We start from the raw sequence: 14,207 nt of genomic DNA, 5'->3' as shown, positions 1-14,207 counted from the left end.
TACTACCACCCATATAAACCCAACATCAGTCAAAGTGGCACTCCTTTGCATTCTGAGCGCGACAAGTGCCGTCAACCCAGCCTTCACCTGCTTGAGAAACTGCTCGACCGGCGCCCCAATTCAAAGTCAATCTGATTCCTGCCCTGTCTTTACCCTCATAACTACATGCAACAAAATTTGAATCAGATTTAATCGTGACACTATGAAATCCGGCATCTTTAGTATAATCGGTGCTGTCGTTTGGATTCTCGCCCCTCCACGCCTGATCCCTCGAGGTGTAATTGGCTCCATCCCCGCTCTTGGTATATATAACTTGACTGAGATCCGGACAATTTGCAGCTGACACACTGAAGCTACCAAACAATGCAGCAAGCGCACATAAACCACCAATGGAAAGTTTGCGTAGCTGTAACTTGCTCGATTTAACTGAAGAGTTGTTTACATTCATTTTGCCGTACTCCCTTACACAATTGAGGAGCACTTATCGTAAGTGATCAAAATAAATGTTTGCACTGTCATATCTGACAGGTATTCATAACAAATCGAAATTAAAAATTTTCTGGCTATATGCAATAGAAAAGGCGACATCGCTGTCGCCCTTGGTTGAAATGATTGAATTATTACGCCGCACTAAACAAATTATGCGGATCAATCACAAACTTCTTCGGCACGCCCGCATCAAACTCGCCGTAACCTTCCGGCGCCTGATCGAGGCTGATCACCTGCACGCCGACCACTTCGGCGATATTGATGCGATCCCACATGATCGCCTGCATCAGTTGGCGGTTGTACTTCATCACTGGGGTCTGGCCGGTGTGGAAGCTGTGCGACTTGGCCCAGCCCAGACCGAAGCGAATGCTCAGGCTGCCCATTTTCGCGGCGGCATCCACAGCACCCGGATCTTCAGTGACGTACAGGCCGGGAATACCGATCTTGCCGGCAACACGCACCACGCCCATCAGCGAGTTGAGCACGGTGGCTGGAGCCTCGGCTTTGACCCCGTCGTGGCCGTGGCCGCGTGCTTCGAAGCCGACGCAGTCCACCGCGCAATCCACTTCCGGTTCGCCCAGCAGTGCGGCGATCTGTTCGTGCAGCGGGGTGTCTTGCGACAGGTCGACCACTTCAAAACCCTGCGCCTTGGCGTGGGCCAGGCGGATGGTGTTGACGTCGCCGACGATCACCACCGCAGCACCCAGCAGACGCGCGGAAGCGGCTGCGGCCAGACCGACCGGGCCGGCGCCCGCGATATAAACGGTGCTGCCCGGGCCAACGCCGGCAGTGACGGCGCCGTGGTAACCGGTCGGGAGGATGTCGGAGAGGCAGGTCAGGTCGCGGATTTTCTCCATGGCCTTGTCGCGGTCCGGCAATTTCAGCAGGTTGAAGTCGGCGTATGGCACCAGCACGTATTCGGCTTGGCCACCGGTCCAGTCGCCCATGTCGACATAACCGTAAGCGCCACCGGCACGGGCCGGGTTGACGGTCAGGCAGACGCCGGTGTGTTGCTCTTTGCAGGAACGGCAGCGCCCGCAAGCCACGTTAAACGGTACGGAGACCAGATCACCGATTTTCAGGTTTTCGACGTCGGAGCCTTTTTCGATCACCTCACCGGTGATCTCGTGGCCCAGCACCAGACCGGTCTGCGCCGTGGTACGGCCGCGCACCATGTGTTGGTCGGAGCCGCAGATATTGGTGGAAACCACTTTGAGAATGACCCCGTGCTCGATCTTGCGACCGCGCGGGTCCTGCATTTTCGGATAGTCGATTTTCTGTACTTCGACCTTGCCAGCGCCGAGATACACCACACCACGATTGCCAGACATGCTTTCACCTCGCTGTTGTTTTTATGGAACCGCGTTGCCCAGGCAGGCAGCGCGTTGAATGCTCGGGTACAGATGCTGTTTATGTGTTGCCTGTTATGGCCTCTTCGCGAGCAAGCTCGCTCCCACATTGGAATGCATACCCTGTGGGAGCGAGCTTGCTCGCGAAAGAGATCTAAAGAACGACGGTTCTATTGGCGTTCAAAAACACCCGTCTCTCAATGTGGTACCCAACCGCGCGCGCCAGCGTCAGGCCTTCGATATCGCGCCCCTTGGCAATCAGATCCTCAGGGTAATGACTGTGATCCACCGCCTCGACGCCTTGGGCAATGATCGGCCCTTCATCCAGATCGTTATTGATGTAATGCGCCGTCGCGCCCACCAGTTTCACGCCCTTGTTGTAGGCCTGGTGATACGGCTTGGCGCCCTTGAAGCCCGGCAGCAACGAGTGATGAATGTTGATCGCCTTGCCATCGAGCTTGCGGCACAACTCTGGCGACAGCACTTGCATATAGCGGGCGAGGATCACCAGCTCAGCGCCGGACTCTTCGATCACCTGCCACACCTGACGCTCCTGCGACGGCTTGTCGTTGGGGTCGAGGGGGAAATGGTAGTAGGGAATCTGATGCCAGTCGGCCAGCGGTTTCAGATCCGGGTGGTTGGAGACGACGGCAGCGACGTCCATCGACAACTGGCCAATGCGCTGGCGGTAGAGCAAGTCGTTGAGGCAGTGATCGGCCTTGGAGACCATGATCACCACTTTTGGCCGGTAGTTCGGTGCGGTCAGCTCAAAGATCATGCCGAAGGCCTGACCACGTTCGGCTAAGCCTGCGCGGAAGGACTGTTCGTCGAAGCCGTCGGGCTGGCGGAATTCCACGCGAATGAAGAAACGCCCGGAGAGGCGGTCATCGAACGAATGGTGCTCGGTGACGTAGCAGCCCTGCTCGAACAGAAAACGCGTGACCGCGTCCACGGTGCCGAGGACGCTGGGGCAGTCGGCGGTCAGAATCCATGTGTCTGGGGCGCGGCTCATGGTGCGGTGACTCCTGTTCTTTGTGCGGGGTGTCAGGTTTTTCCCTCACCCTAGCCCTCTCCCAGAGGGAGAGGGGACTGACCGAGGTGTTGTTTCGAGCTACGCCGACCTGAAATATCGCGGGTGAATATAGATCACAAAAACACCCGAGATCGGCTCCCTTTCCCCTCGCCCCCTTGGGGGAGAGGGCTGGGGTGAGGGGGTGGCTTTTGATCTGTCAGGCCTGAACGCTCAACCCGTACTCAGCCGAAGCATCCTGCAACCACAACCACCAGTAATCCGAAAAACTGCGACGAATCAGCAATTCCCAAGTGTCTTCAGCGGTATGACGAATCATCAGCTGCGACTTGGCGAACACCGTGCCGACCGCTTTACCCACCGGGAAGTTATTCGGGTGCACGTCATAGCTGGTCGACTTCATCAGCACCTGACGCACGTTCGGCCCGCTCAGTTCGAGTACTTGCTGGCCGCCGCTGACGTTGACGATCGCGATGTGCAGATCGCCCAGGGCTTCCCGCAGTTTCTGTTCGGCGGCGAATTCTTCACCGCTTGGCACGATCAGCAGCCACTCGTCCGGGCCCATCCATTGCAGGCTGGTTTCACCTTTGACGATGACGCTCAGGGCGCCTGGCAATTCGATGCCCAAGGCTTTATGGACACCGGCGGCGAACGCGGCATCGTGGCCATCGCCACGAATGGTCAGGTGGCCGAGGAGTTTCTTTTCCCGCACGATCACGCCGGCGTTCTTGCGGCCCTTGCCGACCAGGCTGGCGAGGTCGGCATGGTGCAGCGACGACTCGGCCTTGGCGCCGGTGGTCGGGCGTTGTTGGTAAACATTGGCTGTGGTCATAAAGCACCTTTATCAATTCTGTTGGTTCCGGCCCTTGTGGTGGCTGTTACACCGCCTTCGCGAGCAAGCTCGCTCCCACACTGGACTGATGCCTGACACAAATCCCATTAACAACCCGAAACCTGTGGGAGCGAGCTTGCTCGCGAAGGCGATATCCGCCACCCCACAGGGCCCGAAGCTGTCAGATGTTCTGGCGATCCCCCTTCGGATCGAAGAACACCGAAGAAACGATCTCCGCCTCGATCACGCTGCCATCGGCCAGGGGCGCAAACACCCGCTCACCGAGGCGCTTCAGACCGCCCTTGACCACACCCATGGCAAACGAATAACCGAGGGAGTTGTGCGCGTAACTTGAGGTCACGTGGCCGACCATGGTCATCGGGATCGCTTGTTTGGTGTTGAACACCAGTTGCGCACCTTCCGGCAGCCACACGTTCGGATCGATCGGCTTCAGACCGACCAATTGCTTACGCTGATCCTTCACGCAGTCTTCACGGTTCATGCCACGCTGGCCGATCCACGAGAACGGTTTGGTGCGACCCACGCACCAGCCCATGTTCAAGTCGTCCGGAGTCATCGAGCCGTCAGTGTCCTGGCCAACGATGATGAAACCCTTCTCGGCACGCAGTACGTGCATGGTTTCAGTGCCGTACGGGGTCAGGTTGTACTGCTTGCCGGCCTCGACGATTTTCTCCAGCACGCCCATCGCATAATCGGCCTGCACGTTGACTTCGTACGACAGCTCACCGGTGAACGAGATGCGGAACACCCGCGCCGGCACACCGCCGACCAGACCTTCTTTCCAGGTCATGAACGGGAAGGCTTCGTTGCTCAGATCAATGTCGGTCACAGCGCTGAGCAGCTTGCGGCTGTTCGGTCCGGACAGGGTCATGGTCGCCCAGTGGTCCGTCACGGAAGTGAAGTAAACCTTCATGTCCGGCCATTCGGTCTGGTGGTACAGCTCCAGCCACTGCAGCACGCGCGCCGCGCCGCCGGTGGTGGTGGTCATGACAAAATGGTTGTCGGCCAGACACGCCGTCACACCGTCGTCGAAGACCATGCCGTCTTCTTTGCACATCAAACCGTAGCGCGCCTTGCCCACGTCGAGCTTGGTCCAGGCGTTGGTGTACACGCGATTGAGGAACTCGCGGGCATCCGGGCCTTGAATGTCGATCTTGCCGAGGGTCGAGGCGTCGAGCAGGCCGACGCTGTCGCGCACGGCTTTGCATTCACGCTTCACCGCTGCATGCAGGTCTTCACCGTTTTTCGGGAAGTACCATGGACGCTTCCACTGACCGACGTCTTCAAACTCTGCGCCATTTTTCACATGCCAGGCATGCAGCGCGGTGTGACGAACAGGTTCGAAGATGTGCCCACAGTGACGACCGGCCACGGCGCCGAAAGTCACCGGCGTGTAGTTCGGACGGAACATCGTGGTGCCCATCTGCGGGATGGTCACGTTCAGCGAGCGGGCGGCGATGGCCAGACCGTTGACGTTGCCGAGCTTGCCCTGATCGGTGCCGAAGCCCAGCGCGGTGTAGCGTTTGACGTGTTCGACCGACTCGAAACCTTCGCGGGTTGCCAGTTCGATGGCGGCGGCGGTCACGTCGTTTTGCAGGTCGACGAATTGCTTCGGCGCCCGTGCGGTGTTCTTTTCATGCGGCACCTGGAACAGCGCCAGCGTCGGCTCTTCGAGACGGCTCAGTGCTTTTGGCAGCACGCCTTCGACGGTCTGGAAACCCGCTTCAGCCGCAGCGCGCACGCCACCTTCAAAACCGTCAGCCAGCGAATCACCGAGACCGTAAACGCCGTTGATGCCACCGACGCACACGCGCTTCTGCGGTGCTTCGCCCGGCACGAAACCGAGGATGTCTTCACGCCAGGTCGGCTTGCCACCAAGGTGCGAAGCCAAGTGAACGACCGGGCTGTAACCGCCGGAACTGGCAACCACATCGCAGTCGAGCCATTCGCCCGGGCTGGTCACGGCGTGCGCTTTGACATCGATCGCGGCAATACGAGCAGCGGTGACGCGCTTGCTGCCACGGGCTTCGATCACGGCGCTGCCGGTGAGGATGCGGATGCCTTTGGCGCGTGCTTCTTCGACCAATGCACCGCGCGGATTGCTACGGGCATCGGCGATGGCCACCACTTGCAGACTGGCGTCGAGCCAATCCAGTGCCACGCGGTAGGCGTGATCGTTGTTGGTCGACAGCACCAGCTTCTTGCCCGGTGCCACGCCGTAGCGACGCACGTAAGTCGACACCGCACCAGCGAGCATGTTGCCCGGCACGTCGTTGTTGCCGTAAACCAGCGGACGCTCGCAAGCACCGGTCGCCAGCACGACACGCTTGGCGCGAACACGGTGAATACGCTGACGCACCTGACCGATTGGCGCACGGTCGCCGAGGTGATCGGTGAGGCGTTCGTGAATGGTCAGGAAGTTGTGGTCGTGGTAACCGTTGACCGTGGCGCGCGGCAACAGCAGCACGTCCGGGGTGTTCTTCAGTTCCGTGATGACACTGGCGACCCAGTCCATCGCTGGTTTGCCGTCGAGGCTTTCGCGTGAGTCGAGCAGGCTGCCACCAAACTCTTCCTGCTCATCAGCAAGAATCACTCGGGCACCACTGCGCGCAGCGGCCAAGGCAGCGGCGAGACCGGCCGGGCCAGCGCCGACGATCAGCACGTCGCAGTGCTGGTTCATGTAGTCGTAGGTGTCCGGATCGTTCTCTGTCGGCGAACGGCCCAGGCCGGCAGCCTTGCGGATGTACTTCTCGTACGTCATCCAGAACGATTGCGGGTACATGAAGGTTTTGTAGTAGAAACCCGGCGGCATCAGCTTGCCGCCGACCTTGCCGAGAATGCCCATCATGTCGTTGTTGACGCTCGGCCAGCCGTTGGTGCTGGTCGCAACCAGGCCTTGATACAACGCCTGTTGCGTGGCGCGCACGTTGGGAATCTGTGTGGCTTCGGTTGCGCCGATCTGCAGCACCGCGTTCGGCTCTTCGGCGCCGGCGGCAAAGATCCCGCGAGGACGCGAATACTTGAAGCTGCGGCCAATGATGTCGACGCCGTTGGCGATCAGCGCGGCGGCCAGCGAGTCACCCTCGAAGCCTTTGTAGCTCTGACCGTTGAAGGTGAAGCTCAGCACTTTGTTGCGGTCGATCCGTCCACCGTTGGACAGGCGATTGGTCTGGCTCATACCTTCTCTCCCAGCGCCGTCGTGGCTGTTTTCGCCGAATCAGCCTTGTCGGTGAATTGCGGCTTGGTGCCAATCTTGTAGGTTTCGAGAATCTCGTAGGTCACGGTGTCGCGAGTGACGTTGAAGTACTGGCGGCAACCGGCGACGTGATCCCACAGTTCGTGGTGCAGTCCGCGCGGGTTATCGCGGAAGAACATGTAGTCGCCCCACTCTTCATCAGTGCAGGCGCCTGGATCGAGCGGGCGCGGAATGTGCGCCTGACCGGATGCGTGGAATTCCTCTTCGGAGCGCAGTTCGCCGCAGTGAGGACAGAAGATATGCAACATGGGGATTTCTCCTGTTAGTGGGCAACCGCAGCAGCGCCGTGTTCATCGATCAACGCACCGTTGTGGAAACGGTCGATGGAGAAAGGTGCGGCCAACGGGTGCATTTCACCCTTGGCCAGACTCGCGGCAAACACGTTGCCCGAGCCAGGTGTGGCCTTGAAGCCGCCGGTGCCCCAACCGCAGTTGAAGAACATGTTCGGTACCGGGGTTTTCGAAATGATCGGGCAAGCGTCCGGCGTGGTGTCGACGATGCCGCCCCACTGGCGGTTCATGCGTACCCGCGACAGCACCGGGAACATCTCGACGATCGCCTGAATGGTGTGCTCGATCACAGGATACGAACCGCGCTGACCGTAGCCGTTGTAGCCGTCGATACCGGCGCCGATCACCAGGTCGCCCTTGTCGGACTGGCTGATGTAACCGTGCACGGCGTTGGACATGATCACGCTGTCGATAATCGGCTTGATCGGCTCGGACACCAGCGCTTGCAGCGGGTGGGATTCGATCGGCAGACGGAAACCGGCGAGTTTGGCCATGTGCCCGGAGTTACCGGCCGTGACCACACCGACGCGCTTGGCGCCGATGAAACCCTTGTTGGTTTCAACGCCGATGCACACGCCGTTTTCCTTGCGGAAACCGATCACTTCGGTCTGCTGGATCAAGTCGACACCGAGGGCGTCAGCGGCACGGGCAAAGCCCCAGGCCACGGCATCGTGACGGGCAACGCCGCCGCGACGCTGAACAGTCGCGCCCAACACTGGGTAGCGAGTGTTTTTCGAGCAGTCGAGGTACGGAATCTCGTCAGCGACTTGCTTGGCGTTGAGCAGTTCGCCATCGACGCCATTGAGGCGGTTGGCGCTGACCCGACGCTCGGAATCACGAATGTCCTGCAGGGTGTGGCACAGGTTGTAGACGCCACGCTGGGAGAACATCACGTTGTAGTTGAGGTCCTGCGACAGGCCTTCCCACAATTTCATCGCATGTTCGTAGAGGTGCGCCGACTCGTCCCACAGGTAGTTGGAGCGAACGATGGTGGTGTTGCGCGCGGTGTTACCGCCGCCCAGCCAGCCCTTCTCGACCACGGCGACGTTGGTGATGCCGTGCTCTTTCGCCAAGTAATAGGCAGTCGCCAGGCCGTGCCCGCCACCGCCGACGATGACCACGTCGTAGACTTTCTTCGGCGTTGGCGTGCGCCACATGCGCTGCCAGTTTTCGTGGTGGCTGAGGGAGTGTTTGAAGAGGCCGAAGCCCGAATAGCGTTGCATAGTCAGTTACTCCAGAACACTCAGCGATAAACCGGGAAGTCTGCGCACAGGGCCGACACTTGCTGGGCAACATTGGCCTCGACATCGGCATCGCCGAGGTTGTCGAGGATGTCGCAGATCCAGCCAGCCAACACTTCGCACTGGGTCACCTTGAAACCGCGAGTAGTGACGGCCGGGGTACCGATGCGCAGGCCCGAGGTCACGAACGGCGATTGCGGGTCGTTCGGCACGGCGTTCTTGTTGACGGTGATGTGCGCGCGGCCAAGGGCGGCGTCGGCGTCTTTGCCGGTCAGGCCCTGACGGATCAGGCTGACCAGAAACAAGTGGTTGTCGGTGCCGCCGGACACTACATCGTAGCCACGTTTGATAAACACGCTGGCCATCGCCTGAGCGTTGTCGATCACTTGTTGCTGATAAGCCTTGAAGCCCGGCTCCAGCGCTTCCTTGAAGCACACGGCTTTGCCGGCGATGACGTGCATCAGCGGGCCGCCCTGAGCGCCGGGGAACACGGCAGCGTTGAGCTTCTTCTCGATCTCTTCGTTGGACTTGGCCAGGATCAGCCCGCCACGTGGACCGCGCAGGGTTTTGTGCGTGGTGGTGGTGACCACGTCGGCGTACGGCAGCGGGTTCGGGTACAGACCGGCGGCAACCAGACCGGCGACGTGGGCCATGTCGACGAACAGCAGCGCGCCGACTTTGTCAGCGATCTGACGGAAGCGCGGGAAGTCCAGCGTCTTCGAGTAAGCGGAGAAACCGGCGACGATCATTTTCGGCTTGGATTCGACGGCGAGACGCTCGACTTCGTCGTAATCGATCAGCCCGGTGTCGGTGTTGATGCCGTACTGCACAGCGTTGTAGAGCTTGCCCGAGGACGACACTTTGGCGCCGTGGGTCAGGTGCCCGCCGTGGGCCAGGCTCATGCCGAGGATGGTGTCGCCCGGCTGGATCAGCGCCAGGTACACGGCGCTGTTGGCCGACGAACCGGAGTGCGGCTGGACGTTGGCGTAATCGGCGCCGAACAGTTGCTTGGCGCGTTCGATGGCCAGCGCTTCGACTTTATCGACGTGCTCGCAGCCACCGTAGTAGCGCTTGCCCGGATAGCCTTCGGCGTATTTGTTGGTCAGGCCGCTGCCTTGCGCTTGCATGACGCGTTTGCTGGTGTAGTTCTCCGACGCGATCAGCTCGATGTGATCTTCCTGACGTTGCTCCTCGGCATTCATCGCCGCCAGCAGTGCATCGTCGTAACCCTGGATCTGGTCTTGCTTGCTGAACATCGCGTCTCTCCCAGCGGCATCTGTGCGCCATTCGTCTCGGTAAGGCACTGGCATTGAAGGCAGTGCCCTTTGATGCCGATGGTATGACCGGCGCAGACAGCTCAAATGCCTGCGCGCGCCACGCAAAGGTGCGTTTACGACATGGCCGGAAATGACCCGAAGAATGCATCCCCCTGTAGGAGCTGCCGAAGGCTGCGATCTTTTGACTTTGATTTTCAAGATCAAAAGATCGCAGCCTTCGGCAGCTCCTACAGGGGTTATGCGATCAATTGGCGGACGGCGAGCAGCAGGAGGAAATGCGCGGGATACAGGGCATAAGCCCAGCGCCGCATCGGTGGCGGCTGAAGATGTCGCCCATGTCGCAACAGGAACATTCCGAGCAGTGGCGCAAACAGACATGCGGCAATGCCAAGGATCGCGACGCTGCTACCGAATCTTGCCGAGTCGTAAAGCACCTGCCATTGATTCGCTGCGAGACAAATCAAACCCGGCAGCAGGCTGAAGTACCACGGAAGGCGAAACACCAACAGCATCGCCAGCGGCAGCAGAACCCCGAAGAAGCCGAACATCAGTCGTTCCGAGAAAACTATCGCCAGCACCAGCGCAGCAACGCCCAGTAATCGCGACATGCTCGACGGATCCTGCCACCCGCGCGCCACCAGCAACCCGAGCGCCAGGGTCGGCATCACGTTCAGGGTGTCGGGATCAGGAATGTACAGCCGATAGGGAATCTCACTGACTGCACTGAACAGCATCAACCAGCCCAGATAGCGCCATTCCATCCTCCGCGACCCGTCGCGCGCCAGATTCGCCGCCATCGCCAGACAAAACCACGGAAACGCCAACCGCCCCGGCACATACAGCCAATCGGCGGAGAACCCGGCATATCGCAGGTGATCGAGCAACATGCACAGCAGCGCCAGCCACTTGAGCAGATCCAGTGCGCCGTCGCGTTTGCTCAGGTGCATAATCGTCCTACAAACTGGTAATTTCCTGAACGTGACATCCCGTGTGCTCCCCGGAAGATCTTCGGTAAAGTGCGCACCCTCATTGACCACGAGCCTTCACAAGAGTCTCGACCACGGAAGCCGGCCATGACCGACAAGAGCCAACAATTCGCCAGCGACAACTATTCCGGAATCTGCCCTGAAGCCTGGGCTGCGATGGAACAGGCCAACCACGGCCACCAGCGCGCGTATGGCGACGATGAATGGACCGCACGCGCGGCCGACCATTTCCGCCAGTTGTTTGAAACCGACTGCGAAGTGTTCTTCGCCTTCAACGGCACCGCCGCCAACTCGCTGGCCCTGTCGTCGCTGTGCCAGAGTTACCACAGCGTGATCTGCTCGGAAACCGCCCACGTCGAAACCGACGAATGCGGCGCCCCGGAATTTTTCTCCAACGGCTCGAAACTGCTGATCGCTGGCACCGAAAACGGCAAGATCACCCCGCAATCGATCCGCGAAGTCGCGCTCAAGCGCCAGGACATCCATTACCCGAAACCGCGCGTTGTAACGCTGACCCAGGCCACTGAAGTCGGCAGCGTCTACACCCCGGAAGAAGTCCGCGCCATCAGCGCCACCTGCAAAGAGCTGGGCCTGCACCTGCACATGGACGGCGCGCGCTTCTCCAACGCCTGCGCGTTCCTCGGCTGCTCGCCGGCGGATCTGACCTGGAAGGCCGGCGTCGACGTACTGTGCTTCGGCGGCACCAAAAACGGCATGGCCGTGGGTGAAGCGATCCTGTTCTTCAACCACAAACTGGCCGAAGACTTCGATTACCGCTGCAAACAGGCCGGGCAACTGGCGTCGAAAATGCGTTTCCTCTCGGCGCCATGGGTCGGCATTCTCGAAAACGGCGCCTGGCTGAAATACGCCCGCCACGCCAACCACTGCGCGCAACTGCTGGCCGAGCTGGTCAGCGACATTCCAGGCGTGGAACTGATGTTCCCGGTGCAGGCAAACGGCGTGTTCCTGCAACTGTCGGAACCGGCGATCGCCGCGCTGACCGCGAAGAACTGGCGCTTCTACACCTTCATCGGCAAGGGCGGCGCGCGCTTCATGTGCTCCTGGGACACCGAAGAAGAACGCGTCCGCGAACTGGCTCGCGACATCCGCGAAGTCATGTCCGCCTGACCTGACTCCACACCCTCCCCCCGTAGGAGCTGCCGCAGGCTGCGATCTTTTGATCTTAAAAACAAAATCAAAAGATCGCAGCCTTCGGCAGCTCCTACAGGGATTGCATTGCCTCTTGGTCTACATTGACTGTCGAACCCTCCGCTCACATAACAATAAGCAGGAGCATCGGCATGTCGTTACAAGGCAAAACCCTGTTCATCACCGGCGCCAGCCGTGGCATTGGCCGTGAGATTGCGCTGCGGGCCGCCAGGGACGGGGCCAATATCGTGATTGCGGCGAAGAGCGCCGAACCCCACGCCAAGTTACCCGGGACCATTCACAGCGTCGCAGCGGAAGTCGAAGCAGCGGGCGGCAAGGCTTTGGCCCTGCAAGTCGATGTGCGTGAGGAAGACGCCGTGCGCCAGGCACTGGCTCAGGCCAACGAACATTTCGGCGGCATCGATGCACTGGTGAACAACGCCGGGGCGATCAAACTCACCGGTGTGCAACACATCGAGCTCAAACGCTTCGACCTGATGCACCAGATCAACACCCGCGCGGTGTTGCTGTGCAGCCAGGCCGCCCTGCCTTATCTGAAGAAATCTGCCGGGCACATTCTCAACCTGTCGCCACCGCTGAATCTGGCAAGCAAGTGGTTTGCGCAATTCAGCCCGTACACGGTGACCAAGTACGGCATGAGCATGCTGACGCTGGGGATGAGCGAGGAATTTGCCAGTTACGGGATCAGCGTCAATTCGTTGTGGCCGCAGACGATGATTGCCACAGCGGCGATCGAGTTTCAGCTGGGGAATCGGGAATCGTTCAAGCAGGCGCGCCTGCCTTCGATCATGGCGGATGCGGCGCATGTGATTTTGGATAGCGGTGGACGGCAGATTACCGGGCGGTTGTTGATTGATGAGGAGATTTTGCGGGAGAGCGGCGTGACTGAGTTCGATCAATATCGCTTTGATCGAGAAAGCGACGCGGCGTTGATGCCGGATTTGTTTGTTGACTGAAAAGCCCCCCACCCTAGCCCTCTCCCGGAGGGAGAGGGGACTGATTGGGGGATATTTGAGAATTACGCCGACCTGAATCTGCTTTGCCGTATCCATAATCGATAAGGTCTTTCAGGTCGATGTAGAACGTCAGACACCTCGGTCGGCCCCCTCTCCCTCTGGGAGAGGGCTGGGGTGAGGGTTACCGATTAGAAATCGATACGCACATCACCCTTCGGCACACTGCAGCACGACAAGATAAATCCTTCGGCCTCGTCGTCCTCGGTAATCCCGCCGTTGTGCTCCATCTCCACCTCGCCGCCCAGCTTCAGCACCTTGCACGTGCCGCAAATCCCCATGCCGCAAGCTTTCGGAATCATCAGCCCCAGCTTGGCCGCCGCCGCATGCACCGTCTCGCCCGGTGCCACACGAATGCTCTTGCCCGACGAAGTGAATTCGACCTGATGCAAATCCGCCGCATCGATTTCCGGCGCATCGGCTGCCTGCTCGGCTTGCTCCACCGCATCGGCACGCGCTTCCGGCGGCGTAGCACCGAAAGATTCTTCGTGATAGCGCGACATGTCGTAACCGGCCACTTCCAGCAGACGCTTGACCGCGTTCATGTACGGCGTCGGGCCGCAGCAGAATACTTCGCGCTCAAGGAAGTCGGGAACCATCAGCTCGAGCATCTTGTGATTGAGGTAGCCGCGATACCCGGCCCACGGCTCGCCCAAGCCATGCTTCTCGCAAATCAGGTGCAGGCTGAAGTTGTCGATCCGCGACGCCATGTGTTCCAGCTCGCGGTGGTAAATGATGTCTTTCGGCGAGCGCGCGCTGTGGATAAAGGTCATGTCGACGTTGGCGTTGGTGTCGTAGAACCAGCGCGCCATCGACATGCACGGCGTGATGCCGACGCCGCCGCTCAGGTACAGCACTTTCGGGCTCGGGAAATCGATGGCATTGAACAGCCCGACCGGCCCGTGCACCGCCAGCTCTTGCCCCTCATGAAGCGTGTCGTGCAACCAGTTGGACACCTTGCCACCCGGCACCCGTTTGATCGTCACCGAAAAGCTGTACGGCACCGACGGCGAACTGGAGATCGTGTACGAGCGCATGATCGGCTGGCCTTCGATTTCCAGCTCCAGGGTCACGAACTGCCCGGGCTTGAAGAAGAACAGGATCGGCTGGTCGGCCATAAAGCAGAAGGTGCGCACGTCCCAGGTTTCCTGGATGACTTTGACGCAACGGACGATGTGTCGGCCATTGGCCCAGGTCTGGGTGGTGACCGGATTCAGGAAGCTGTTGGACATGCTGTTCTCCACGGCCGACTG

At 59.9% G+C, this 14,207-nt stretch carries 12 protein-coding genes; 2 read left to right on the top strand and 10 right to left on the bottom strand.

What is annotated here, in order from left to right:
- Window positions 1–25 precede the first annotated feature (25 nt).
- From H8F23_RS17705 to H8F23_RS17665, 9 genes are all read right to left on the bottom strand, one after another.
- Window positions 26–448, bottom strand: a complete 423-nt coding sequence (locus tag H8F23_RS17705) for a DUF3757 domain-containing protein (RefSeq protein ID WP_194935242.1) — start codon at window positions 446–448, stop codon at window positions 26–28.
- Window positions 449–620: 172 nt separating this feature from the next.
- Window positions 621–1,820 carry a formaldehyde dehydrogenase, glutathione-independent gene (gene fdhA, locus H8F23_RS17700; RefSeq protein ID WP_194935241.1) on the bottom strand — a complete coding sequence of 400 codons (1,200 nt, stop codon included), beginning with the start codon at window positions 1,818–1,820 and terminating at the stop codon, window positions 621–623.
- Between the two features lie 172 nt (window positions 1,821–1,992).
- Window positions 1,993–2,850, bottom strand: coding sequence for a formyltetrahydrofolate deformylase (gene purU / locus H8F23_RS17695; RefSeq protein WP_008086918.1), 858 nt, complete (start codon window positions 2,848–2,850; stop codon window positions 1,993–1,995).
- A 217-nt stretch (window positions 2,851–3,067) separates the two neighbouring features.
- Window positions 3,068–3,700, bottom strand: a complete 633-nt coding sequence (locus H8F23_RS17690) for a sarcosine oxidase subunit gamma (protein ID WP_008086919.1) — start codon at window positions 3,698–3,700, stop codon at window positions 3,068–3,070.
- 181 nt (window positions 3,701–3,881) lie between these two features.
- Window positions 3,882–6,899, bottom strand: a complete 3,018-nt coding sequence (locus tag H8F23_RS17685; protein WP_194935240.1) for a sarcosine oxidase subunit alpha — start codon at window positions 6,897–6,899, stop codon at window positions 3,882–3,884.
- Window positions 6,896–7,225 (bottom strand): sarcosine oxidase subunit delta, encoded by a 330-nt coding sequence (locus H8F23_RS17680; protein WP_007913119.1) that lies wholly within the window; start codon window positions 7,223–7,225, stop codon window positions 6,896–6,898. The genes H8F23_RS17685 and H8F23_RS17680 overlap by 4 nt, the downstream gene beginning before the upstream one ends.
- A gap of 14 nt (window positions 7,226–7,239) precedes the next feature.
- Entirely contained in the window at window positions 7,240–8,490 is a 1,251-nt protein-coding gene (locus H8F23_RS17675) for a sarcosine oxidase subunit beta (RefSeq protein ID WP_034155011.1), read from the bottom strand.
- A gap of 20 nt (window positions 8,491–8,510) precedes the next feature.
- Window positions 8,511–9,764, bottom strand: coding sequence for a serine hydroxymethyltransferase (locus tag H8F23_RS17670; RefSeq protein WP_007913117.1), 1,254 nt, complete (start codon window positions 9,762–9,764; stop codon window positions 8,511–8,513).
- 257 nt (window positions 9,765–10,021) lie between these two features.
- Complete coding sequence (locus H8F23_RS17665) at window positions 10,022–10,732, bottom strand: TraX family protein (RefSeq protein ID WP_194935239.1); 711 nt, start codon at window positions 10,730–10,732, stop codon at window positions 10,022–10,024.
- Window positions 10,733–10,858: 126 nt separating this feature from the next.
- Here H8F23_RS17665 and H8F23_RS17660 point away from each other — a divergent pair, with 126 nt between their 5' ends.
- Together H8F23_RS17660 and H8F23_RS17655 are read left to right on the top strand one after the other, a co-directional pair.
- Window positions 10,859–11,899: a threonine aldolase family protein gene (locus tag H8F23_RS17660; RefSeq protein ID WP_093429910.1), complete on the top strand. Its 1,041-nt coding sequence runs from the start codon at window positions 10,859–10,861 to the stop codon at window positions 11,897–11,899.
- A 173-nt stretch (window positions 11,900–12,072) separates the two neighbouring features.
- A complete protein-coding gene (locus H8F23_RS17655; RefSeq protein WP_194935238.1) occupies window positions 12,073–12,897 on the top strand; it encodes an SDR family oxidoreductase in 825 nt (274 codons plus the stop codon).
- A 188-nt stretch (window positions 12,898–13,085) separates the two neighbouring features.
- Here the strand turns inward: H8F23_RS17655 and gbcB are convergent, their stop codons facing one another.
- Complete coding sequence (gbcB, locus tag H8F23_RS17650; protein WP_007911227.1) at window positions 13,086–14,186, bottom strand: glycine-betaine demethylase subunit GbcB; 1,101 nt, start codon at window positions 14,184–14,186, stop codon at window positions 13,086–13,088.
- Window positions 14,187–14,207: the final 21 nt, after the last annotated feature.

It is taken from the genome of Pseudomonas neuropathica, from assembly GCF_015461835.1.
GTDB lineage: Bacteria > Pseudomonadota > Gammaproteobacteria > Pseudomonadales > Pseudomonadaceae > Aquipseudomonas > Aquipseudomonas neuropathica.
Note: the sequence above shows the minus strand (reverse complement) of the source record. Positions and strands in the feature narration are given on the sequence as shown.